This is a genomic window from Acidovorax lacteus, from assembly GCF_039540375.1.
Taxonomy (GTDB): Bacteria; Pseudomonadota; Gammaproteobacteria; order Burkholderiales; family Burkholderiaceae_C; genus Acidovorax_G; species Acidovorax_G lacteus.
Window position 1 is genome coordinate 57,062 of the sequence record NZ_BAABEX010000001.1, and the last position, 19,532, is coordinate 76,593.

17 protein-coding genes are annotated in these 19,532 nt (G+C 68.2%); 9 read left to right on the plus strand and 8 right to left on the minus strand.

Going from position 1 to position 19,532, the window contains the following annotated elements:
* Window positions 1–24 precede the first annotated feature (24 nt).
* The 7 genes from ABD866_RS00320 (at window position 25) to ABD866_RS00350 (ending at window position 7,312) form a co-directional block, all read left to right on the plus strand.
* A complete protein-coding gene (locus ABD866_RS00320; protein ID WP_345060033.1) occupies window positions 25–840 on the plus strand; it encodes an IclR family transcriptional regulator in 816 nt (271 codons plus the stop codon).
* A 203-nt stretch (window positions 841–1,043) separates the two neighbouring features.
* Window positions 1,044–3,398 (plus strand): cytochrome P450/oxidoreductase, encoded by a 2,355-nt coding sequence (locus tag ABD866_RS00325; RefSeq protein WP_345060036.1) that lies wholly within the window; start codon window positions 1,044–1,046, stop codon window positions 3,396–3,398.
* A 461-nt stretch (window positions 3,399–3,859) separates the two neighbouring features.
* On the plus strand, window positions 3,860–4,384 hold the full coding sequence (locus tag ABD866_RS00330) for a DUF6680 family protein (protein ID WP_345060039.1): 525 nt from the start codon (window positions 3,860–3,862) through the stop codon (window positions 4,382–4,384).
* Between the two features lie 82 nt (window positions 4,385–4,466).
* Window positions 4,467–5,021 (plus strand): hypothetical protein, encoded by a 555-nt coding sequence (locus ABD866_RS00335; RefSeq protein WP_345060042.1) that lies wholly within the window; start codon window positions 4,467–4,469, stop codon window positions 5,019–5,021.
* 78 nt (window positions 5,022–5,099) lie between these two features.
* On the plus strand, window positions 5,100–6,008 hold the full coding sequence (locus ABD866_RS00340) for a hypothetical protein (protein ID WP_345060045.1): 909 nt from the start codon (window positions 5,100–5,102) through the stop codon (window positions 6,006–6,008).
* A 313-nt stretch (window positions 6,009–6,321) separates the two neighbouring features.
* Window positions 6,322–6,705 carry a hypothetical protein gene (locus ABD866_RS00345; RefSeq protein ID WP_345060048.1) on the plus strand — a complete coding sequence of 128 codons (384 nt, stop codon included), beginning with the start codon at window positions 6,322–6,324 and terminating at the stop codon, window positions 6,703–6,705.
* A gap of 130 nt (window positions 6,706–6,835) precedes the next feature.
* A complete protein-coding gene (locus tag ABD866_RS00350; RefSeq protein ID WP_345060051.1) occupies window positions 6,836–7,312 on the plus strand; it encodes a DM13 domain-containing protein in 477 nt (158 codons plus the stop codon).
* A 165-nt stretch (window positions 7,313–7,477) separates the two neighbouring features.
* On the opposite strand, the gene ABD866_RS00355 is transcribed toward ABD866_RS00350, so the two are convergent.
* From ABD866_RS00355 to ABD866_RS00370, 4 genes are all read right to left on the minus strand, one after another.
* Window positions 7,478–7,864 carry a hypothetical protein gene (locus ABD866_RS00355; RefSeq protein ID WP_345060053.1) on the minus strand — a complete coding sequence of 129 codons (387 nt, stop codon included), beginning with the start codon at window positions 7,862–7,864 and terminating at the stop codon, window positions 7,478–7,480.
* A 228-nt stretch (window positions 7,865–8,092) separates the two neighbouring features.
* Entirely contained in the window at window positions 8,093–9,337 is a 1,245-nt protein-coding gene (locus ABD866_RS00360) for a phospholipase A (RefSeq protein WP_345060056.1), read from the minus strand.
* Window positions 9,262–9,855 carry a hypothetical protein gene (locus ABD866_RS00365; RefSeq protein WP_345060059.1) on the minus strand — a complete coding sequence of 198 codons (594 nt, stop codon included), beginning with the start codon at window positions 9,853–9,855 and terminating at the stop codon, window positions 9,262–9,264. The genes ABD866_RS00360 and ABD866_RS00365 overlap by 76 nt, the downstream gene beginning before the upstream one ends.
* Before the next feature lie 85 nt (window positions 9,856–9,940).
* Window positions 9,941–12,019 carry an ATP-dependent helicase gene (locus ABD866_RS00370; protein ID WP_345060062.1) on the minus strand — a complete coding sequence of 693 codons (2,079 nt, stop codon included), beginning with the start codon at window positions 12,017–12,019 and terminating at the stop codon, window positions 9,941–9,943.
* 292 nt (window positions 12,020–12,311) lie between these two features.
* Here ABD866_RS00370 and ABD866_RS00375 point away from each other — a divergent pair, with 292 nt between their 5' ends.
* Together ABD866_RS00375 and ABD866_RS00380 are read left to right on the plus strand one after the other, a co-directional pair.
* Window positions 12,312–13,583 (plus strand): ABC transporter substrate-binding protein, encoded by a 1,272-nt coding sequence (locus ABD866_RS00375; RefSeq protein WP_345060067.1) that lies wholly within the window; start codon window positions 12,312–12,314, stop codon window positions 13,581–13,583.
* A 124-nt stretch (window positions 13,584–13,707) separates the two neighbouring features.
* Window positions 13,708–14,661 (plus strand): AEC family transporter, encoded by a 954-nt coding sequence (locus tag ABD866_RS00380; RefSeq protein WP_345060070.1) that lies wholly within the window; start codon window positions 13,708–13,710, stop codon window positions 14,659–14,661.
* Between the two features lie 130 nt (window positions 14,662–14,791).
* On the opposite strand, the gene ABD866_RS00385 is transcribed toward ABD866_RS00380, so the two are convergent.
* The 4 genes from ABD866_RS00385 to ABD866_RS00400 form a co-directional block, all read right to left on the minus strand.
* Window positions 14,792–15,085, minus strand: coding sequence for a cupin domain-containing protein (locus ABD866_RS00385; RefSeq protein ID WP_345060073.1), 294 nt, complete (start codon window positions 15,083–15,085; stop codon window positions 14,792–14,794).
* An 81-nt stretch (window positions 15,086–15,166) separates the two neighbouring features.
* The gene (locus tag ABD866_RS00390; RefSeq protein WP_345060076.1) at window positions 15,167–15,451 is read right to left on the minus strand and encodes a VF530 family protein; all 285 of its coding nucleotides are present in this window, start codon (window positions 15,449–15,451) and stop codon (window positions 15,167–15,169) included.
* A 17-nt stretch (window positions 15,452–15,468) separates the two neighbouring features.
* Entirely contained in the window at window positions 15,469–17,589 is a 2,121-nt protein-coding gene (gene priA / locus ABD866_RS00395) for a replication restart helicase PriA (protein ID WP_345060079.1), read from the minus strand.
* A 94-nt stretch (window positions 17,590–17,683) separates the two neighbouring features.
* Window positions 17,684–19,309 (minus strand): methyl-accepting chemotaxis protein, encoded by a 1,626-nt coding sequence (locus ABD866_RS00400; protein ID WP_345060081.1) that lies wholly within the window; start codon window positions 19,307–19,309, stop codon window positions 17,684–17,686.
* Window positions 19,310–19,532 lie beyond the last annotated feature (223 nt).

Genomic DNA, 19,532 nt, shown 5'->3' on the forward strand with positions numbered 1-19,532 from the left:
GAGACCCTGACCAGCGCAAACCCCATGCCCCGTACCCCCAGCCCCGACACGTCTGCCAAGCGGCGCCAGCGCGTGCAGTCGGCCGAAACCGGCATGACCATCCTCAAGGCCCTGGCGCGGCTGGGCGGGGCGGCCAGCCTCACGGCCATTGCGGCCGAGGCCGACGAAAGCGCCGCCAAGGTGCACCGCTACCTGAGCAGCCTGGCGTCTGAAGGGCTGGTGGCGCAGCACCCGGCCACGCAGCACTACCACCTGGGGCCCGAGGCGGTGCGCATCGGCCTGGCGGCCCTGCGCCAGTGCGACCCGGTGCGCATGGGCGAATCGGCCCTGCTGCGCCTGCGCGAATCGCTGCAGGTGACCTGCTTCATCGCCGTGCTGGGCAACCGCGGCCCCACGGTGATGCGCATGGAAGAACCCTCGCTGCCGGTCACGGTGAACATCCGCCCGGGCTCGGTGCTGCCGCTGCTGTGGTCGGCCAGCGGCCAGGCCTTTGTGGCCTTTGCCGACGATGCCGAACTGCGCGCCCAGGCCGAGGCCGAATACGCCGGGGCCACGGCCGAGCAGCGCTCTGTGATGGGCGGGCCCGACCCCGTGGGCACGCTGTGCCAGCAGGTGCGCACCCAGGGCTGCGCCATCGTGCGCGACACGCTGCTGGCGGGCATCAGCGCCATTGCCGCGCCGGTGCGCGACGCACGCGGCCATGTGGTGGCCGTGCTCACCGCGCTGGGCGCGAGCAATGGCTTTGACACGCGCCCGGGCGGCAAGGTGTGCCCGGCGCTCATGCACGAGGCCGGCCTCATCAGCGCCGCCATGGGCTACGTGCCGCCCGCCGCAGGCTGACGCGCGCGGCAGTACTTCTTCGACATGCGGGTACAGGCCCGCCCGCGCAGGGCGTGGGCCGGGGCTGCGCGCGCCTGCGCCCTTCAGCGCAGCGCACAGGTTGGTGGTATTTTTACGCATTGCGTAATAGCATTGCGCAAATTAACCTTCGCAGGCCTGGCACCCGTGCCTGCCCCCTTGCCAAGTCCGCCCAGCACAGCCCCATGACGACTGCCTCCGCTTCTGCACCTGCCGCCGCCACGGCCGCCCCCACGGGCCGCTGCCCCGTTGACCACGCAGCGCTGGCCCCCAACGGCTGCCCCGTCAGTGCGCGCGCTGCGGCCTTCAACCCGTTTGAGGGCGCCTACATGCAGGCCCCGGCCGACTACCTGCGCTGGGCGCGCGAAGAGGAGCCGGTGTTCTACAGCCCTCAGCTGGGCTACTGGGTGGTTACGCGGTACGAGGACGTGAAGGCCGTGTTCCGCGACAACATCCTGTTCTCGCCCTCGGTGGCGCTCGAAAAAATCACCCCCGCATCGCCCGAGGTGCTGCAGGTGCTGCAGGGCTACGGCTTTGCCATGAACCGCACCATGGTCAACGAAGACGAGCCCGACCACATGGCGCGCCGCCGCCTGCTGATGGACGCGTTTCTGCCCGAGCGGCTCATCGGCTTCGAGCCCATGGTGCGCCAGCTTGCGCGCCAGACCATGGACCGCTTTGTGGACCGGGGCCGTGCCGACCTGGTGGCCGACATGTTCTACGAGATCCCGCTCACGATCGCGCTCAAGTTTCTGGGCGTGCCCGACGAAGGCGCCGAGCAGCTGCGCCAGTTTGCGGTGGCGCACACCCTCAACACCTGGGGCCGCCCCACGCCCGAAGAGCAGATCGAGATCGCGCACAACGTGGGCCGCTTCTGGCAAACGGCGCAGCGCATTCTGGATGCCATGCGCGCCCAGCCCGACGGCGAAGGCTGGATGTACGACACCATCCGCCAGCACCTGGCCCACCCCGACGTGGTGCCCGAGTCGTACCTGCGCTCGATGATGATGGCCATTCTGGCCGCCGCGCACGAGACCACCTCCAACGCCACGGCCAACGCCTTCCACACATTACTGTCGCACCGCAGCGCGTGGGAGGCCCTGTGCGCCAACCCCGCGCTCATCCCCAACGCGGTGGAAGAATGCCTGCGCGTGGCCGGCTCCATCATCGCGTGGCGGCGCGTGGCCACGGCCGACGCCGTGGTGGGCGGTGTGCCCATCCCCCAAGGCGGCAAGCTGCTGCTGGTGCAGGCCTCGGCCAACTTCGACCCGCGCCACTTCGAGAACCCGGACGAAGTCGATGTGTACCGCGAAAGCGCGGTGGAGCACCTCACCTTTGGCTACGGCGCGCACCAGTGCATGGGCAAGAACATCGGCCGCATGCAGATGCGCGTGTTCATCGAAGAGTTTGTGCGCCGCCTGCCGCACATGCGCCTGGCGCCCGGCCAGACGATGGAATACCTCTCCAACACCTCGTTTCGCGGCCCCGCCGCGCTGTGGGTGGAATGGGACCCGGCCCGCAACCCCGAGCGCCTGGCCCACGCGCCTGCGCCGCAGCTGGCGGCCTTCACCATCGGCCCGCCGCCCAAAGACGGCATCACCCGCAGCGTGGTGCTGCAGGCCAAAGCGCCCGAAGGCGAGGGCCTGTGGCGCCTGGTGTTTGCCAGCGCAGACGGCAGCCCGCTGCCCGCCTGGTCGGCCGGGGCGCATGTCGACTTGGTGGACGGCGGCTATCGCCGCAAATACTCGCTGTGCGGCCACCCCGAAGACCGCCAGCACCTGCAGGTGGTGGTACAGCGCGAGGCCGAGGGCCGCGGCGGATCACGCCACTTTTGCGACGCACTGCAAGTGGGCCAGCGCCTGCAACTGGCCGGGCCCAAAAACCTGTTCCGCCTTGATGAAAGCGCGGCGCGCTACGTGCTCATTGCCGCAGGCATCGGCATCACGCCCATGCTGGCCATGGCCGACCGGCTCAAGGCTCTGGGCAAGCCCTACACCCTGCACTACGCGGGCCGCAGCCGCGGGCAAATGGCGCTGCTGCCGCGTATCACGCGCGACCACGCCGGGCACGTGCACCTGTACGTCAAGGCCGAAGGCCAGCGCATGGCCCTGCCCGCGCTGCTGGCAAACATTGGCGCGCAAGACCGCGTGTACGCCTGCGGCCCGGGCCGCCTCATCGACGAGCTGGAAGCACTGGGCACCGCCTGGCCCGAAGGCGTGCTGCACTACGAACACTTCAGCGGCGAAGGCGCTGCGCTGGACCCGGCCAAGGAACACGCCTTTGTGGCCGAACTGCGCGATTCGAACCTGCAAGTGCAGGTGCCCGCCGACCGCACCCTGCTGCAAGCCCTGCAGGCCGCGGGGGTGGACGTGCCCTGCGACTGCAACGAAGGCCTGTGCGGCACCTGCGAAGTGGCCGTGCTGGACGGCGCCATCGACCACCGCGACAAAGTGCTCACCCAGGCCGAACGGGCTACTCAGCGCCGCATGCTGGCCTGCTGCTCGCGGGCGGCGGGGCAGAAGATCGTGCTGGCGCTGTGATCTGGCGAATTGACGAATCGCTATTTGCTACTGATTTGATAGCTGCTCGTGCTTGATTCATAAGCACGAGCATCGGTTTTTGCCTGCACTGCGCGGGTTGCCGGGCCAACCCCCCCCACGGAGTTTTACTGCCTGCGAGACCGCCGCTGGGCAGCCGCCAGGCGAGAGAAGCGCTGCAGCACGGTGCTTTTGCCTGCGGCTGTACCAACGCGTCGTGTTGGTTGGTATGGGCTGCTTGGGGGTGTATGCGGTATTGCCGCCCGCGTCCCAGCGTTTTGCGGATGGCATTCATCCGAAAAATTTACATTTGCCTATAAGGACTGGCTGGCGATCCGGTGGCTTGGCGCGGTCATGTTTCGCTTGGTGTTGGCTGACTGCGGTCGGTAAGATGGTTATCGTCTATTTCTAGTTAGGCCTGTTGAACCACTTATTGAAACTTCGAAGCGAATTAAGGAGAACCCGTGCAAGTAAATGATTGGCTGGTCGTCATCGCGACTCTGCTTTCGCCCCTGATCGCTCTTCAGGTCTCGGAGTGGATCACTAGGAGGCGACAAGTTCGAGACGAGCAGTTCCGCGTCTTCAAGACGCTGATGTCCACCAGAGCGTCAAACCTCGATCCGCGGCACGTGGAATGCTTGAACTTAATAGACGTCGTGTTCCACTCCGGCTCGAAGCGGGAGGTGGAGATTCGGCGGCTCTGGAAGCAGTACCTCCACCATTTGAGCGACAGGAACTATCCGAAGGACAGTTGGGGCGCGAGAAGGGTGGAACTTCTCGTCGAACTTCTTCACTCGATGGCCGTCTTCCTGGGCTACGACTTCGATAAGACTCATATCACCACCCAGTGTTACTACCCCGACGGCTACGGCGACCTTGAAACCGAGAATGGGGCGATTCGGCGTTATCTCACTGAAATTCTCAGCGGCAACAGGGCGCTCCCAATGTGGATCACGAACGTCCCAGAAAAGACTGGGGAACATGCCTAACCATTCCATCGAGGGGATGTCCAACCGGCTGCGCCGTCTGGTCACCCCTCATGTCAAACGTTAGACCTCACCGGAAACCGCCATGCAATCTCCTGCCGCGTTTGATGCTAGTGCGTGGATCGCAAACAACACGGTCGGAGGGACCCAGTTGACGAGTGACTCCCAACAGGCAGTCGCGGCGTTCACGGCGATGTGGAATTTTTTCGAAAGCACGCTCTGTAATAACAGCGCTTCCATTGCCGCTTTTGAGCAAATAGCTGAAAGGCTTGACGCACCCAGAGTTCCTGAAGCGACAAGGCGGACGCTAGAGTCATGCCTCGCCTTTTGGCGGTTCCGATACAAGACACCTGAAGGTTTCGGGCATCGATTTGAAGGCTTGAATTTTCGGTCAAGAGACCGGCGCGACCATGTTGAGGCAGTGCTTCAAGGGACGGCTACGGAACCCCATGAGAAGCTGCTCGCGCAGATGATCATCGTCTACCGCCTCAGAAACAACCTCTTCCACGGCATCAAAACACTCGACATGTTGAATGACCAAACTCAGAACTTATGGGCAGCAAGCCGCTGCCTCGCTGCGATCCTAGAAGCGGTACCAACGCGCTTCGTATCGTCTCGCAGAGTTCACGCTGCCGGCTAGTGACGAGTCAGGCCTAACTAGTCGCTCCCGCGGACGGCGTCGCCGCCCGCTGAGCTAATTCGTTAGGCCTCATTGTCGATGTCGCTCCCCACTCCAACAGTTCAGTTCCCGGAAGCGCAAGTTGGCGAGTGGACCGCCATCGACACCACAACAGCGCCAGGACTTTTCGCATATCGTCAAACTCAAGCCGTCGCATTGCTTGAACTCCCTGACTACGGTGGCGGGGACCTTGATGCGGAGCAGCGCCGTGAGGCCCTGCGAAGTGCCGTGTCACTTCATAAGCCACTGGCTGCGCTTTCGTTGTTCCTTGGTGTTGTTGCTCTTGAAGATCTTGTCCGTGACTTGGCAGCGCGGCTCGCTGATCTGCCGGGCTTGACGCAGTTCTTCCCTGAGTTGCCAAAACTTCGTGCTCAAGCGGTGAATCGCCCCGCAGATCAAGCGTTCAAGCGCTTGGATACAGATCCTGCTGGAGTTCTGGACCCCGAAGAAATCAACGGGCGCTTCATGAAAGCGATGGGGGTTGCCCCAGTGCCAGCGGGTGAGTATTGGCACCTGCGCGATCTCGCCCTACTGAGGCATACCGTTGCACACCATGCAGCAGTAATTCGGGCTGTCGATGTCCCGCGCTTCGCTCACTTCATCATCCTTCCTGGTCGAGTCATCAATCCACCGCCAGACTTCGTTCGTTCAGAGCTTATGTACCTCTACGAGCTCGGCCGCACTATCGAGAAAGCCGTCCAATCCGCGGCGCTCAGCCCCATCATTCAAGCGGCAGGCGCTGGCTGGTCCATGCATCCACCAAAAGTGCTGATTGAGCTCATTGAGCTGTTCGGTTTCTTCGGGTTCATTGAAACGACCACGCTACCCGTTGGCTACTCGGAGCCTGGCTCAGACCTTCGGCAAAGACAGGAGGCGGAGGCAAATAGGATCCGGGATGTGCTGTTACAAAGATGCATAGCCGAGCTGGTGACTGTTTATGGCAACTAGGCCGAGGCCTAACTTGGCCGTTAGCCTGTTCAAATCCCGGCCATCACAGCCCATGCCTTTCCAAACCGCCGCCACCCTTTCAAGCGCCTGTGCGCAGGTGCGCGGTCGCCGTGGCGGGCTTCGCCTGTTGGGGCTGTTAGGCTTTCAAGGCTTTTTGGGCGCTTGTGCTAGTCCACTGGGCACAATTAGCTCTTCTTTCTGTAGCGCAGTGTCTAGCGCTTCGCTCAAGCGGGCCCGCATTCCGCGGGCCGCTTAGGCATCCCATACAACCCCTCTGCTTCGCATGCTCTGTTCGAAACGCACTCTGCTTCCCTTGGCCGCCGTCGTGGCCGTCTCGGCCCTGTCCTCCGGTTGCTCGAAAAAGCCTGCGGAGCCGCAAGCCACGGCCGAGCCCGTGGCCTTCAAGGCCCAGGCGGTCATTCCGGTCAACCTGACCTTGCTCAAGGCCGATGGGCAGTCCGGCCGAGTCAGCCCGATTACCAGCAACTACCGCCCCCAAGTGCGGTTCCCACTGGGCTCGCTCGAAGCAACCTGTACGGTGCAACTGCCTGCGGCAGCGCCCTCGCTGGAGCCCGGCCAGTCCTCCAGCGCTTCGCTGACTTGCGACACCGAGGTCCGCGTGGAACGGGCCAAACCCGAGTTCACGGTCGTCGAGGGTGGCAAACTCGTAGGCACTGGCTCAGTGCAATTGCCGTAGCCTGCACACAGGCAGGTCTCACCAGTGGCTCGGGCTGCCTCCGCTCGCCGCTGGGCTTCTGCGCTGGTGAAGACGGCACGCGAGGCTTTGATACGTCGCCTGTGGCTGACTACCTAAACACCCCTCTCCCATGAACACACGCAAGGCCCTTGGGCTCACCCTCTCCCACAGCGCTGTGGCCCTTGCAGGCTTTGCGGCGGGCATTTATGCCTTGCCCATCCTCATTGCGCCCGATGCGCCCACGGCCGAGCAGGTGCGGGTGGCTTCGGCGCAGGCCTTGTTTCGGGGGGAGTTTCGGCGCGATCTGAAGGACAGCGATGCCTTGCACTGGGGCGAGGGGGCCGTCACCGTGACGGCAACGGCGGTTTCGTTGCTGGGCCGGGTGGCGCCGGGGCCTGATTACAAGCTCTACCTGTCGCCAGAGTTTGTCGAGACCGAGGCCGACTTTCAGCGGCTCAAGGGCCGCATGTTGCGGGTAGGCGATGTGAAGACGTTTGAGAACTTTGTGGTTCCGCTGCCCAGCGGGGTGGACCCGGCCCAGTACGCGGCCGTGATCGTGTGGTGCGAGACGTTCAACGAGTTCATTACCGCCGCAAAGTACCGGTAATGCTTGCGGGCGGTGCGGGCGGTGCGGGCGGTGCGGTGAGGGCCGTGCTGGCGCTGACCCCGATGTGTGCAGTGCAGCCTATGCAGGCCAGCGCCAATGTTAGAAGGCCGCCATGTGGCGCAGCGGCGGCCTCTTCAGCCGCCTGGGCCTTGCGCAGCCCTGCCCTCAGGCCGCTTTGCGAAACGGCTCCGCAGGGCGCTCAAACTTGCCATGCGGCAGCGTGGCCAGGCGCGAGAACATGCGGCGCACGTAGCCGCGCACCCACAGGCATTTGTTGAGTTCGTCCACGGGCAGCGGGCCCGAGACGACGACGATGTCGTTGGCCACGTCTTGCGCACCGGCGGCGCGCAGGCGGCGGCGGGTGTTGTTGGCCCATGACTGGATGCGGGCGGGGCTGCCGTGCTGGTGCAGCTCGCCGGTGTGGCGGTCAAAGGCGATGGCCACGAGGTCGGTCTTGAGCTTGAAGCGGCGCTCGCCGGTGATCGCGCTCGGGGCTTCGCGCATGTCATACAGATAGTAGCTGCCGGATTTGAGCTGGTATTGCATGTCCATGGGGTGTTCCTCTTGGGGCGCATTGTCCGGCGGGGGGCGGGGGCCAGACGGTTGATAAGCGCCGCCATTGCCCTGCTTTTCAGGCCCGGGCTGCGCGGCGCCGCGCCCGCTGCGGATTGTGGTGCGCACAGGCCCCGGCACGCGCGGTGCGGGGCGTTGTCGAGGTAACGAATTGTGTAGCCCGGCTGGTGGGTCGCCGGGCGCTTGGGGCCGCGGGCGCGGCGGGGGTCAGAAGTCCGTCAGGCTCAGGCCCACGCTGAACACGGTGCGCTTGCGGTTGTAGTCGATCATGCTGTCGCCATAGCCGCTGAAGAGCTGGGTGTGCAGGCGCAGGTTGCTTTTGCTGCCCCACAGTCCGGTGCCCAGGCTTTGCAGCCATTCCAGCCGCACCGACCCGCGCGAGCTGGTGGCCAGCGAATGGCGCAGCGTGGCCGACAGGGTGTTGTCGGCGTCCATGTTCCAGCGCACGTTCAGTTCGCCGCGGCCCACATAGTCGCTGATGCCCGGGTTGTCGTCGCTGTCGGCGCTTTCGGGGATGCGCTTCCACAGCCGCGCGTTCACCTGCCAGCGGTTGTCCAGCTCCATGCCGGTCATCAGGTACACGCGGTTCCAGCTGCGCGACAGCGGCAGGCTCTGCCCGTTGGACTGGTGCACCAGCCCGATGCCGCTGTAGCGCCACTTCCAGCCCAGCGGCAGTTGCGCCGTGGTGGGGTACACGTACATGAACTCGGGTTCGTGGTCGGTGGCGCGGAAGGGGCGCGACAGCTCGGGCGTGAACAGTTGCCAGTACGACTGCTGCGTGTAGCCAAACCACAGCGAATCCTTGAGCGTGGGGTTGCCCTGCGTGAGCAGGCCCTGGGCGAGCTTGGTGCGCACGGAGAGCTGGATGCGGTTTTCCACCTTGCGGTAGGGCGTGGATTCGGTGGCCGAATGGCCGGGGCTGGCGGAGGTGGGCTGGCGGTTCACGCTGCTGCCAGCGGCCACGGCCACGGTGATGGGGCGGTAGCTGCGAAAGCTGAAGGTGCCGCAGTCGGTGCCGGTTTCCAGCTCCCAGAAGCGCGAGAGGTCGCTGTATTGGCTGTCGCGGCAGCCTTCGGTGCGCGCCACTTCGATCATGCGGGTGGCGGGCAGTGTGGCGTCCACGGGCGGGGTCACGGCGGCCGCTTCGGGCGTGGCGCTGGCCAGGGCGGGCGGTGCGCCCGTGGCCTGCTGCGCGGCCCACTGGTCAAAGCAGGCCAGGCGGGCGTTGGCGTCTTGCGTGATGGCGCTGCAGCGCCGCCAGGCGGCGTCACCGCTGGGGGCCGCTGCCCCGGCGGCGGGGGCCTGGGCCCATGCGGCGGGCGCGGCCAGTGCGGCGGCAGCGGCGGCCAGGGCCAGCGCTGCGTGGCGGGCGGGGGCTACCACTGGCCGGCGGCCGGCAGGCGTTTGCGCAGCACGAAGGCGAGCGTTCGGGATGAGCTGGGATGTGTCCATGTTCCGCGGATCTCCTGGCCGCAACGGCCGTCCACGACCCGGCCGATCCAGGTCGCGCTGATGTTGGTGCCGTTCTCCGATTCTTCCAGAGTCAGGTCGCCGTCTTCCACGTCGCCGCTGAGCAGCACGCGCAGCGGCCCGCGCTGCAGGTGCCCGCGCACGCTGTGGGCCAGCTCGGGGTGCTGCACCAGCGTGAGTGTGGTGGCCGCAGCGTCGGCCCCGCTGCCCAGTTGCGCCGTCCACTCGCCGATCAGGTGGCGGTGCGTGGTGTCGGCGGGCGTGGCCGGGCAGCTGAGCGGCGCGGCGGGCGCCGTGGGGGCACCTGATGCACTGGCAGCACTGGCCGCGCTCGGGGCGCTTCCGGCGCGGCTGGGCGGCTCGGTGGTTTCAGGGCGATTTTGGGCGCTTGTGCTTGAAAACCAAGCACAACCAGCTATCAAAAATGTAGCAATTCGTACGCCCCGGGCCAGGGTGCGGGTGGCCTGTGGGCGGGGCAGGGCGGTGCGGGGTGCGGGCATGGCGGGGTGTGTCACTGGGGCATCGCGGGGGGCATCACGGGCGGGCAGTGGTGCAGGCCGGGCAGGCTGGCGGTGGGCGGGCCGCTCAGGCCTGGGGTGTGCCGCTGGCAGCGGCGGCCTGTGCCTTGGCGGCAAATTCGGCGCGCAGGGCCTTGAGCTTTTCGCGCGGGTCTTCGCGGGCGGTTTTCTGGTCCAGGGCCATTTCGGCAATGAAGCGGCTGGGTTGCGCGGCCACCATCTCGCGGCCCTTCTTGCGCTTTTTGGTCCAGCTCACGGCCAGCGTGCGCTGGGCGCGGGTGATGCCCACGTACATCAGGCGGCGCTCTTCCTGCAGGCGCTGGGCGGTGTCGTCCGACACCTTTTCCTGCCGGCCTTCGTCGTCGTCGAGCTTGAAGGGCAGCATGCCCTCGGTCACGCCCACCAGGATCACGTGCGGCCATTCCAGCCCCTTGCTGGCGTGCAGGGTCGAGAGCGTGACCATGTCCTGCTCCTGCTCGCGCTCGCTGATGGTGGACAGCAGCGCGATGGTCTGCGACACCTCCAGCAGGCTTTTGGATTCGGTCACCACGTCGGCGCCCGTGGCGTCCTGCACCTGGCCCCCGGCGCGCTGGGCCATCCAGTCGCAAAACTCCAGCACGTTGCTCCAGCGCGCAGCGGCGGCCTTTTCGTTGTCTTCGCCTTCGTACAGGTGCTTTTCGTATTCGATCTCGCGCAGCCAGTCGGCCAGAAAGGTGCGCGAGGCTTCGGCCCCGAGCGTGTGGCGGGCGCGGTATTCCAGGTCGTTGATGTAGCGGCCAAACTCGTGCAGGCCTTCCAGCGCACGGCGCGGCACGGCCGCGGGCAGCATGGCGTTGAACAGCGCGCCGAACATGCTTTGCTTGTGCTGCGACGCAAACTCGCCCAGCGCGCCCAGCGTGGTGTGGCCGATGCCGCGCTTGGGGTTGGTGATGGCGCGCAGAAACGCCGGGTCGTCGTCGTTGTTGATCCACAGCCGGAACCAGGCGCACAGGTCGCGGATTTCGGCGCGGTCAAAAAAGCTGGTGCCGCCTGACACCTTGTACGGAATGTTCGCGCGGCGCAGCGCTTTTTCAAACGGCTTGGCCTGGTGGTTGGCGCGGTACAGGATGGCAAAGCTCTTCCAGTCGGGCGGCGGGTTGCTGCCCGCGCGCAGGCTCTGGATGCGCGCCACCGCGCGCTCGGCCTCGTGCTCTTCGGTGTCGGCGTCCACCACGCGCACGGGTTCGCCCTCGCCCAGCTCGGAAAACAGCGTTTTCGGAAACAGCTTGGGGTTGGGCCCGATGACGTTGTTGGCCGCGCGCAGGATGGCGCTGGTCGAGCGGTAGTTCTGTTCGAGCTTGATCACGCGCAGCGACGGGTAGTCCTGCGGCAGCTTCTTGAGGTTGTCGAGCGTGGCCCCGCGCCAGCCGTAGATGGACTGGTCGTCGTCGCCCACGGCGGTGAAGCGCCCGCGCTCGCCCACCAGCAGCTTGAGCAGTTCGTACTGCGTGGCGTTGGTGTCCTGGTATTCGTCCACCAGCACATGGCCCAGCAGCTGCTGCCATTTCTCGCGAACCTGGGGGTGGTCACGCAGCAGGCGCAGCGGCATGCCGATCAGGTCGTCGAAGTCCACGCTCTGGTAGGCGGTCAGGCGCTCTTCGTAGCGCGCCATCACCACGGCAATGCTGCGCTCGTGGTCGTCTTGTGCCTGGGCCAGCGCCTGCTGCGCATTGAGGCCCATGTTCTTCCACTTGCTGATGGTCCACTGCCACTGGCGGGCGGTGGCCAGGTCGGTGGTGCCACCGGCCGCGTCTTTCAGGATGCTGGCCACATCGTCGGCATCCAGAATGGAAAACTGCGGCTTGAGGCCCAGCACCTGCCCGTCTTCACGCACCATGCGCACGCCCAGCGCGTGGAAGGTGCACACCAGCACGTCGCGCGCACTGCGGCCGATCAGGCCCTGGGCGCGCTCGCGCATTTCGGCCGCGGCCTTGTTGGTGAAGGTGATGGCCGCAATGCGCTTGGGGGCCAGGCCCTGTTCGATCAGGTGCGCAATCTTGTGCGTGATCACCCGCGTTTTGCCCGAGCCCGCACCGGCCAGCACCAGGCAGGGGCCCTGGATGTAATGAACAGCCTGGAGCTGGGCAAGGTTGAGACCGGCAGACATGGGGCGGGGCGATGCAGAACAGGGAGGCGGTGCGCGCGGGCGGGCCGCCCGGTGCCCGCGGGGCGAGCGGCAAGAGGGCGCAATGATACCGGCGGCCCCTGCGGGCCCTGTGGGGCCATTTGCATGGCCCCGGGCCGCGGCCGGGCAGGGGGCTGACGAAAGCCTGACGCAACGGGCCGCAGGCCGCGTGGCTGGGCCGCTGTGCGGCCTGCGCCTGCGGGAAACCCCGCTTACCAGTGCTGTGGGGGCGCTTTGATACTCGCCAGTCAAAACACAGCCTTCTGTCGCGCAGATGACTCCCACGCTCCTCGCCTTGATTCGCCCCCGTATCCGTTCTGCCGCTGCCGCACCTGCCGCGCGCCGCGGCTTGCTGGCCCTGGCCGCCAGCGCCTTGCTGGGGCTGGCCACGCTCGTACCGCCCGCCCAGGCGCAGATCGGCAGCACCGCGCCCGTGCGCATTGGGGTGATCGGCCCGTTCACCGGCGCGTCGGCCGACTTTGGCGTGCCCATGCTCAATGGCATCCGCATGGCGGTGGACGAGATCAACGCCGTGGGCGGCTACCTGGGCCGGCCGCTGGAGCTGGTGGTCAAGGACGACATGGCCGACCCGGCGCGCGGCCGTGCGCTCTCGCGCGAACTGGTCGACGAGAAAGTGAGCGCCACCCTGGGCTTTTGCAACACCGGCGTGGCCATGCAGTCGCTCGAAGTCTTCCAGCAGGCGCAGATGCCGCTGATCGTGCCGTGCTCCACGGGCACGGCGCTCACCGCCAAGTACCCGGGGCCCGAGAGCTACATCTTCCGTGTGCAGGCGCGCGATGCGATCCAGGCGCCCTTCATGGTGGACGACATCCTCAAGCGCGGCTGGGACAAGGTCGCCATCTTTGCCGACACCACGGGCTACGGCGAAGGCGGCTTCAACGACGTGGTGGCGGCGCTGGCGGCCAAGAACGTCAAGCCCGTGCACGTGGCGCGTTTTCCGCTGGGCGTGAAGGACCTGACGGCCGAACTCACGGCCGCGCGCAACGCCGGGGCCAACGTGATCTTCAGCTACACCGTGGGCCCCGAAAACGCCGTGGTGGCCAACGGCAAGAAGGCGCTGGGCTGGAAGGTGCCACAGGTGGGCGCGTGGCCGCTGTCGTTCCCGTTCTTCCTCGACGGGGCCAAGGACGCGGCCGAGGGCGCGCTGATGGTGCAGACCTTCATTGCCGAGCCCAGCAACGAGCGGCGCGCGGCCTTTTTGGCCAACTACGCGCGCAAGTACCAGCGCAAGCCCGCTGTGCCCATGGCCGCAGCCAACGCGTACGACGCCACCTACCTGCTGATGTACGCCTTCCTGGGCATCCGTGACGGCAACCTCACCGGCAAGGCCATCAAGGAAGCGCTCGAAGGCAAGATGAAAACCTACTACGGCGTGGTGGCCACCTACGACAAGCCCTTCAGCCTGCAGGACAAGGACGCCATCACCGCCAACATGCTCTACATCGGCATGGTGCGCAACGGCGCGGTGACCTTTGCCTACCCCGAGGACGCGCGCCGCAACCTGATCGTGCAGCGCAAGCAGTAAGCCCGCCCATGGCGACCGCCGCCCGCCACCCGCCGCCGGTGGCGATGGCGGCCGCCTGACTTTGCGCTGACCCCCGCGCCCGCGCGGCCCACGCCCCGGCGCGCCCAGCGCCGACAATGCGCAGGTGCTGTCCGTCCTGTCCGTCACCTTCCCGTTCTTTGCGCTCGTGCTATGCGGCTACCTGGCCACGCGGCGCGGGCTGCTGCCGCTGGCCGCCATCCCGGGGCTCAACAGCTTTGTGCTGTTTTTTGCGCTGCCCTGCATGCTGTACCGCTTTGGGGCCAGCACGCCGATTGCACAGCTGCTCGACCCGGTGGTGCTGGGCGTGTACCTGGCCTGCGCGCTGGTGGTGGTGGGCGGCACGGTGCTGGCCACGCGGCGCGGCCGCATCGGCTGGAACGACGCCGCCTTTGGCGCGCTCGTGGCGGCGTTTCCCAACACGGGGTTCATGGGCGTGCCGCTGCTCGTCGCATTGCTGGGCGCGCAGGCCGCGGGCCCGGTCATCGTCACCATCCTGGTGGACATGGTGATCACCAGCTCGCTGTGCATAGCGCTGTCGCGCCTGGACGGCGCGGGCACGCAGGGCATGGGTGCGGCGCTGCGCAGCGCGCTGCGCGGCGTGCTCACCAACCCGCTGCCCTGGGCCATCGCGCTGGGCGGCATGGCGTCGGCGCTGCAGTGGCACCTGCCCGGCCCGCTGGACAAGACCATCGCGCTGCTGGCCGATGCGGCCTCGCCCGTGGCGTTGTTCACCATCGGCGCGGTACTGGCGCGCTCGCAGATGAATGCGCACGAGCAGGTGCGTGTGGCCGACTATGTGCCCGTGGCGCTGGTCAAGCTGTTCGTGCACCCGCTGCTGGTGTGGGCGGCGGGCCATGCGGCCATTCGCGCGGGGCTGCCGCTGTCGCCCTTTGCGCACATGGTGCTGGTGCTGGTGGCAGCGCTGCCCAGTGCCAGCAATGTGTCGCTGCTGGCCGAGCGCTTTGGCGCGCACAACGGGCGGGTGGCGCGCATCATCCTGGTGTCCACGGCGCTCGCGTTCCTGAGCTTTTCGGGCGCGGTGGCGTTGCTCACCTGAGCCGCCCGCAGGCCGCCGCGTGGCGTCCGGTTGCTATGAATTCAATAGCTGCTTGTGCTTGATTTTGCTGGGCCTCAGGCCGAAATGGCTTGAAACCATCCCGGGCTGCTCTGAGCTGCGCCCATGGCGCTCAGCCCGCGCGGCTGCGCCGCGCCACCAGGTAGCGCACGCCCTCGGGGCCGTACCACTCGGCGTGGGGCTCTTCGTGCTGCAGGTGGAACACCTCGCCCGCGCGGTAGGTGCGATCGGTGCCGTCCTCGGTGCGGATGCGGATCTCGCCCGCCAGGATCAGCGCCTTGGCCTCAAACGGGTGGGTGTGCGTGTCCCACAGGCCGTGGGCTTCGCGCTCCACTTCCACAAGTTCGGTGAAGCCCTCGCGGGTGCAGGCTTGCGTGAAGGCGTGGGCGAGGGCGGTGGTGTCCATGGTGGCTCCGAGGTGTGCGCGCATTGTCGCGTGGCGGGGGCGGGCGTGCCGCAGCCCGCCCACAAGCCCCCATGGCCATCGCTATGCCCGAGGGCGCGTACCCCCGCGCCGCTGCTCGCGCAGCATGAACAGGTACAGCCCCTCGACCTTCTCGCGTGCCCAGGGGGTTTTGCGCAGGAACTTCAGGCTCGACGACACGCTGGGGTCGTGGGTGAAGCAGCGCACCGGGATGCGCTGGCCCAGCCCTGCCCAGCCGTAGTGCGCCACCAGCGCGGTGACGATGGCCTCCAGCGTCAGGCCATGCAAGGGGTTGCGCGGCTGCGCGGGTGGGGTGGGGGGCAAAGGTGCGGTCACGGCGAGGGGCATCCAAAAGGGGCGTTCGGTCAGATCACCAGCGGGTCCACGTCCACCAGCCAGCGGATCAGGCCGCGGTGCGCGGGGTCGGCGCGCGTGGTGTGCAGCACCGGGTGCCAGGCGGCCAGAAAGCGCTGCAGGGCGGCGCGGTGCGGGCTTTCGACCAGCATTTGCGCGCGCTCGACGTTGGCCACGCGCTGCACGGTCAGCGGCACGGGCGGGTAGAGCGTGACGTGCTCCACGCCGGGCAGCGTGGCGGCCTGTGCGGCGGCGCTGGCGGCGGCCAGAAAGCCCTGGGCCACGGCCTGGGTGCGCGCGTCGGCCCGCACCAGTGCCTGGTAGCTGAACGGGGGCAGCGCAGCGTCGGCGCGCTCGGCCAGTTGCTGGGCGGCAAAGGCCTCATAGTCGTGCGTGCGCAGGGCCTCGAACACCGCGTGCTTGGGGTGCAGCGACTGCACCCACATCTCCACGGCCGCACCCTCGCGCGCCACGTAGTCGGCGTCGCGCCCGGCGCGGCCTGCGGCCTGCATGAGCAGGGCAAACAGGCGCTCGGGCGCGCGGAAGTCGCTGCTGAACAGGGCCCCGTCGGGCTGCACGGCGGCCACCAGCGTGATGCGCCGGAAGTCGTGCCCCTTGGCAATCATCTGCGTGCCCACCAGCACGTCCACCTCGCCCGCATGCACCTGGGCGAGTTGCTGCTCGAGCGCGCCCTGGGCGCGCGTGGTGTCGGCGTCGATGCGGGCAATGCGCACCGGCCCGCCGCCCGGGCGCTGCACACCGGCCAGCAGCTGCGCGAGCTGTTCTTCGAGCTGTTCGGTGCCGCGGCCCAGGGGCACGATGTCGGGGCTGCCGCAGCCCGGGCAGGCGCGCGGCACGCGGCTGGCCGTGCCGCAGTGGTGGCAGCGCAGGCTGCGGTCGGTTTTGTGGAACACCTGGTGCGCGCTGCAATGGGGGCAGTCGCTCTTCCAGCCGCAGTCCACGCAGTACAGCACGGGCGCGTAGCCGCGCCGGTTGAGCAGCACCATGCTTTGCTCGCCGCGCTGCACGCGTTCGGTGATGGCGGCCAGCAACGGGGCCGAAAACACCGTGCCGCGCGGCTGCTGGTTCATGTCCACGCGGCGCACGCGCGGCAGCGCACCGGCACCGATGCGGCTGGGCATGTGCAGGCGCTCGTAGCGGCCGCTGCCCGGGTCGCCTTCGGCGGCGGGGCGGCTGGCGTGCCAGCTCTCCAGCGAGGGCGTGGCAGAGCCCAGCAACACCTTGGCGCCCTGGTCGCGTCCGCGCCACACGGCCAGGTCGCGGGCCGAGTAGCGCGCGCCCTCTTGCTGCTTGTAGCTGGGGTCGTGCTCTTCGTCCACCACCAGGATGCGCAGCGCAGGCAGGCTGGCAAACACGGCCATGCGCGTGCCGAGCACGATGCGCGCCGTGCCCTGGTGCGCGGCCAGCCAGCTTTTGAGGCGCTGCGCGGGCGTCATGCCGCTGTGCAGCGACACCACGGCCTGCGCGCCGAACTGCGGCGCAAAGCGCGCGGTAAAGCGGGCTTCGAGCTGCGGGGTGAGGTTGATCTCGGGCACCATGACCAGCGCCTGGGCCGAGGGGTCGGCTTCGAGCACGGCCTGCACGGCGCGCAAGTACACCTCGGTCTTGCCGCTGCCGGTGGTGCCAAACAGCAGGAAGGGCCCCGCACCCGCCGCCACGCGGGCGCGCACGGCTTCTTGTTCGGCGGTCAGCGCCACCAGGGGCGGGGCGGCGTCGGCCTGGGCGTCGGCCGCGGCCTTGCGGCGCAGGCGGCGCGCGAGTTGTTCGGGGCGCAGGTCGCGCAATTGCGGCGGCAGCGCGGCCAGGGCCACTTCGCCCAGGGCGCGCTGGTAGTAGCGCGCAGCAAAACCCACGAGCCGCCGCCAGCCCTCGTCCAGCGGGGCCAGGCCTTCGAGCACACCGGCCACGGGCCGCAGCGCGGTGGTGTCGGGCGCTGTGTCGGCAGCTTCGGCGGTGTCCCACACCACCCCCAGCACCTCGCGGCGGCCCAGCGGCACGCGCACCAGCGTGCCGGGGGGCAGGGGGCTGGCGTGGGTGTAGCTCAGCAGACCGTCGAGCCCGCTGTGGGCCGGGGTCTGCACGGCCACAGAGAGCACAAGGGGATCGGACACGGCAGGCGGCACGGACACGGCTGGGGCGGGCAGGGCGTCGCATGGTACGCCATGCGCAGCGCACCCTGCCGCCGCGGGCAGCGCCGTGGTGCGCTCAGGCCAGGGCGAGCGGCCGCGCCGCGGCCGGCAGGGCCGCACGGGGCGCGGCCCGGCCTGCTGCTTCGGGCAGGCGGAACGAATACACGCTGCGCGCCAAAGTCTCGGCCTGGGCGTCGAGGCTGTGCGCGGCCTCGGCCCCGGCGTGTACCAGGCGGGCGTTGTCGAGCGTGCTGCGGTCCACCCCGGCCAGCAGGGCCTGCGCGGCCTGAATCTCGTGCGCCTGGCTGCGCACCGAGGCCTGGATGTCGGCCGCCTGCTGGGCGGCGGCGTGCACCTGGGCCAGCAGCTGTTCCATGGCCCCGCCGGCGTCGCGCACCTCGGTCACGCCGCGTTGCACGCAGCTGCGGGCGCTGTCGATCAGGCTGCGGATCTCGCGCGCGGCCTCGGCGCTGCGCTGGGCCAGGTGCCGCACTTCGCTGGCCACCACGGCAAAGCCGCGGCCTTGCTCGCCCGCGCGGGCCGCCTCGACCGCGGCGTTGAGCGCCAGGATGTTGGTCTGGAACGCCAGCCCGTCGATGACGGCCGTGATGTCGCCGATGCGGCGGCTGGAGGTGTCGATGGCGTCCATGGCTTCGCCCGCGTCGGTCATGCGCTGGCCGCCGGCCTGGGCCGCCTGGGCGGCGCTGCCCGAGGCCTGGGCCACGCGCTCGGCGGCCTGTGTGGTGTCGGCCAGGGCGCGGGTCATGTCGGTGATGGCCGCCAGGGCCTGCTGGAGCTGGCCGGTCTGCTCCTGCGTGCGTTCGGCCAGATCGGCATGGCCCTGGGCCAGGTGGTGGCTGGTTTGTTGCACCGTGTCGGCTGCGTGGCGGATGGCGCCGACGGTGTCGGCCAGCCGCTCGCGCATGCGGGCCAGGCCTGCGCGCATGTGCGCCATCTCGCGCGGCTCGAAGCGGGGCGCGCGGGGGGCGGGGCGTGCGAGGTCGTTGTCGGCCACGGCGTCCACCGCATCGGCCATGGCCTGCAGCGGCCGCACCAGGCTGCGGCGCGCGCCCCAGGCCAGCAGCGCGGCCACGGCGGCAAAGCCCAGCGCGGCCAGGCCCAGCAGGGCGGCATTGCGCTCAAAGGCGGCGGCAATGCCTTGCTCCAGCGCGGCGGTGCGGGTGCGGCGGGCTTCGAGCACGGTCTGCACCTGCTGGGCCAGTGCGGCGTCCAGTGCGGGCGTCTTGTGGCGCAGGGTGTTGATATAGGCCTGCGGGTTGCCGTTTTGCAGGGCCAGGAGCAGTGGCTCCAGCCCCTCGGCCACAAAGCGCTCGTAGTGGCCTTGCAGGGCCTGGGCCAGTGCGTCTTCTTCAGCGGGGCGCGGTGCGGCCCAGTAACGGCCAAAGGCCTGGCGCGAGTCTTCGAGCCGCTGGCGGGCGGTCTGCAGCGCGTCTGCCGACTCTTTGAACATGCCGTAGGAGCCATACACCGAGGCCTGCACCAGCCACACACGCGAGGCCCGGGTGTGGTGCACGGCGTCGGCCAGGTCTTGCTGGACGGCGATTTCAGCCCCCACGGTGGTCAACGAGGCGTTGCTGCGCACCAGCGCGCCCAGGGCACCGGCCATGCTGGCGCAAAACAGCAGGGCCAGCACCGCCAGGGCGGTGTTCAGCAGTGTGGCAATGGAGGGGGATCGGATCATGGCACTTAAATTAATTTCTGTAATTAATTTTCGAAGCCTGCCGCTGCACCCGAACCCGGGGCTTACCCTAGGGAAGCCCTGCATAACGCCCCGCGGTCTGCGCAGGCACGGCAGCGGGCGGTCCGCTGCGATGTCTTTGCTGGCCCATCGTGCGGCGATGGCTGCCAAAAACGCCTTGCGGTCCATCCCGACCCGCACCCGCGCATCCTCGCCAGGGTGATGC

What these genes read in the sequence shown, in the direction of transcription:
- ABD866_RS00400 (WP_345060081.1), bottom strand. Translation starts at nt 19,309, where the DNA reads ATGATCCGATCCCCCTCCATTGCCACACTGCTGAACACCGCCCTGGCG.
- ABD866_RS00340 (WP_345060045.1), top strand. Translation starts at nt 5,100, where the DNA reads ATGTCGCTCCCCACTCCAACAGTTCAGTTCCCGGAAGCGCAAGTTGGC.
- ABD866_RS00350 (WP_345060051.1), top strand. Translation starts at nt 6,836, where the DNA reads ATGAACACACGCAAGGCCCTTGGGCTCACCCTCTCCCACAGCGCTGTG.
- ABD866_RS00390 (WP_345060076.1), bottom strand. Translation starts at nt 15,451, where the DNA reads ATGCCCCTCGCCGTGACCGCACCTTTGCCCCCCACCCCACCCGCGCAG.
- ABD866_RS00385 (WP_345060073.1), bottom strand. Translation starts at nt 15,085, where the DNA reads ATGGACACCACCGCCCTCGCCCACGCCTTCACGCAAGCCTGCACCCGC.
- ABD866_RS00370 (WP_345060062.1), bottom strand. Translation starts at nt 12,019, where the DNA reads ATGTCTGCCGGTCTCAACCTTGCCCAGCTCCAGGCTGTTCATTACATC.
- ABD866_RS00365 (WP_345060059.1), bottom strand. Translation starts at nt 9,855, where the DNA reads ATGCCCGCACCCCGCACCGCCCTGCCCCGCCCACAGGCCACCCGCACC.
- ABD866_RS00355 (WP_345060053.1), bottom strand. Translation starts at nt 7,864, where the DNA reads ATGGACATGCAATACCAGCTCAAATCCGGCAGCTACTATCTGTATGAC.
- ABD866_RS00335 (WP_345060042.1), top strand. Translation starts at nt 4,467, where the DNA reads ATGCAATCTCCTGCCGCGTTTGATGCTAGTGCGTGGATCGCAAACAAC.
- ABD866_RS00375 (WP_345060067.1), top strand. Translation starts at nt 12,312, where the DNA reads ATGACTCCCACGCTCCTCGCCTTGATTCGCCCCCGTATCCGTTCTGCC.
- ABD866_RS00325 (WP_345060036.1), top strand. Translation starts at nt 1,044, where the DNA reads ATGACGACTGCCTCCGCTTCTGCACCTGCCGCCGCCACGGCCGCCCCC.
- ABD866_RS00360 (WP_345060056.1), bottom strand. Translation starts at nt 9,337, where the DNA reads ATGGACACATCCCAGCTCATCCCGAACGCTCGCCTTCGTGCTGCGCAA.
- ABD866_RS00320 (WP_345060033.1), top strand. Translation starts at nt 25, where the DNA reads ATGCCCCGTACCCCCAGCCCCGACACGTCTGCCAAGCGGCGCCAGCGC.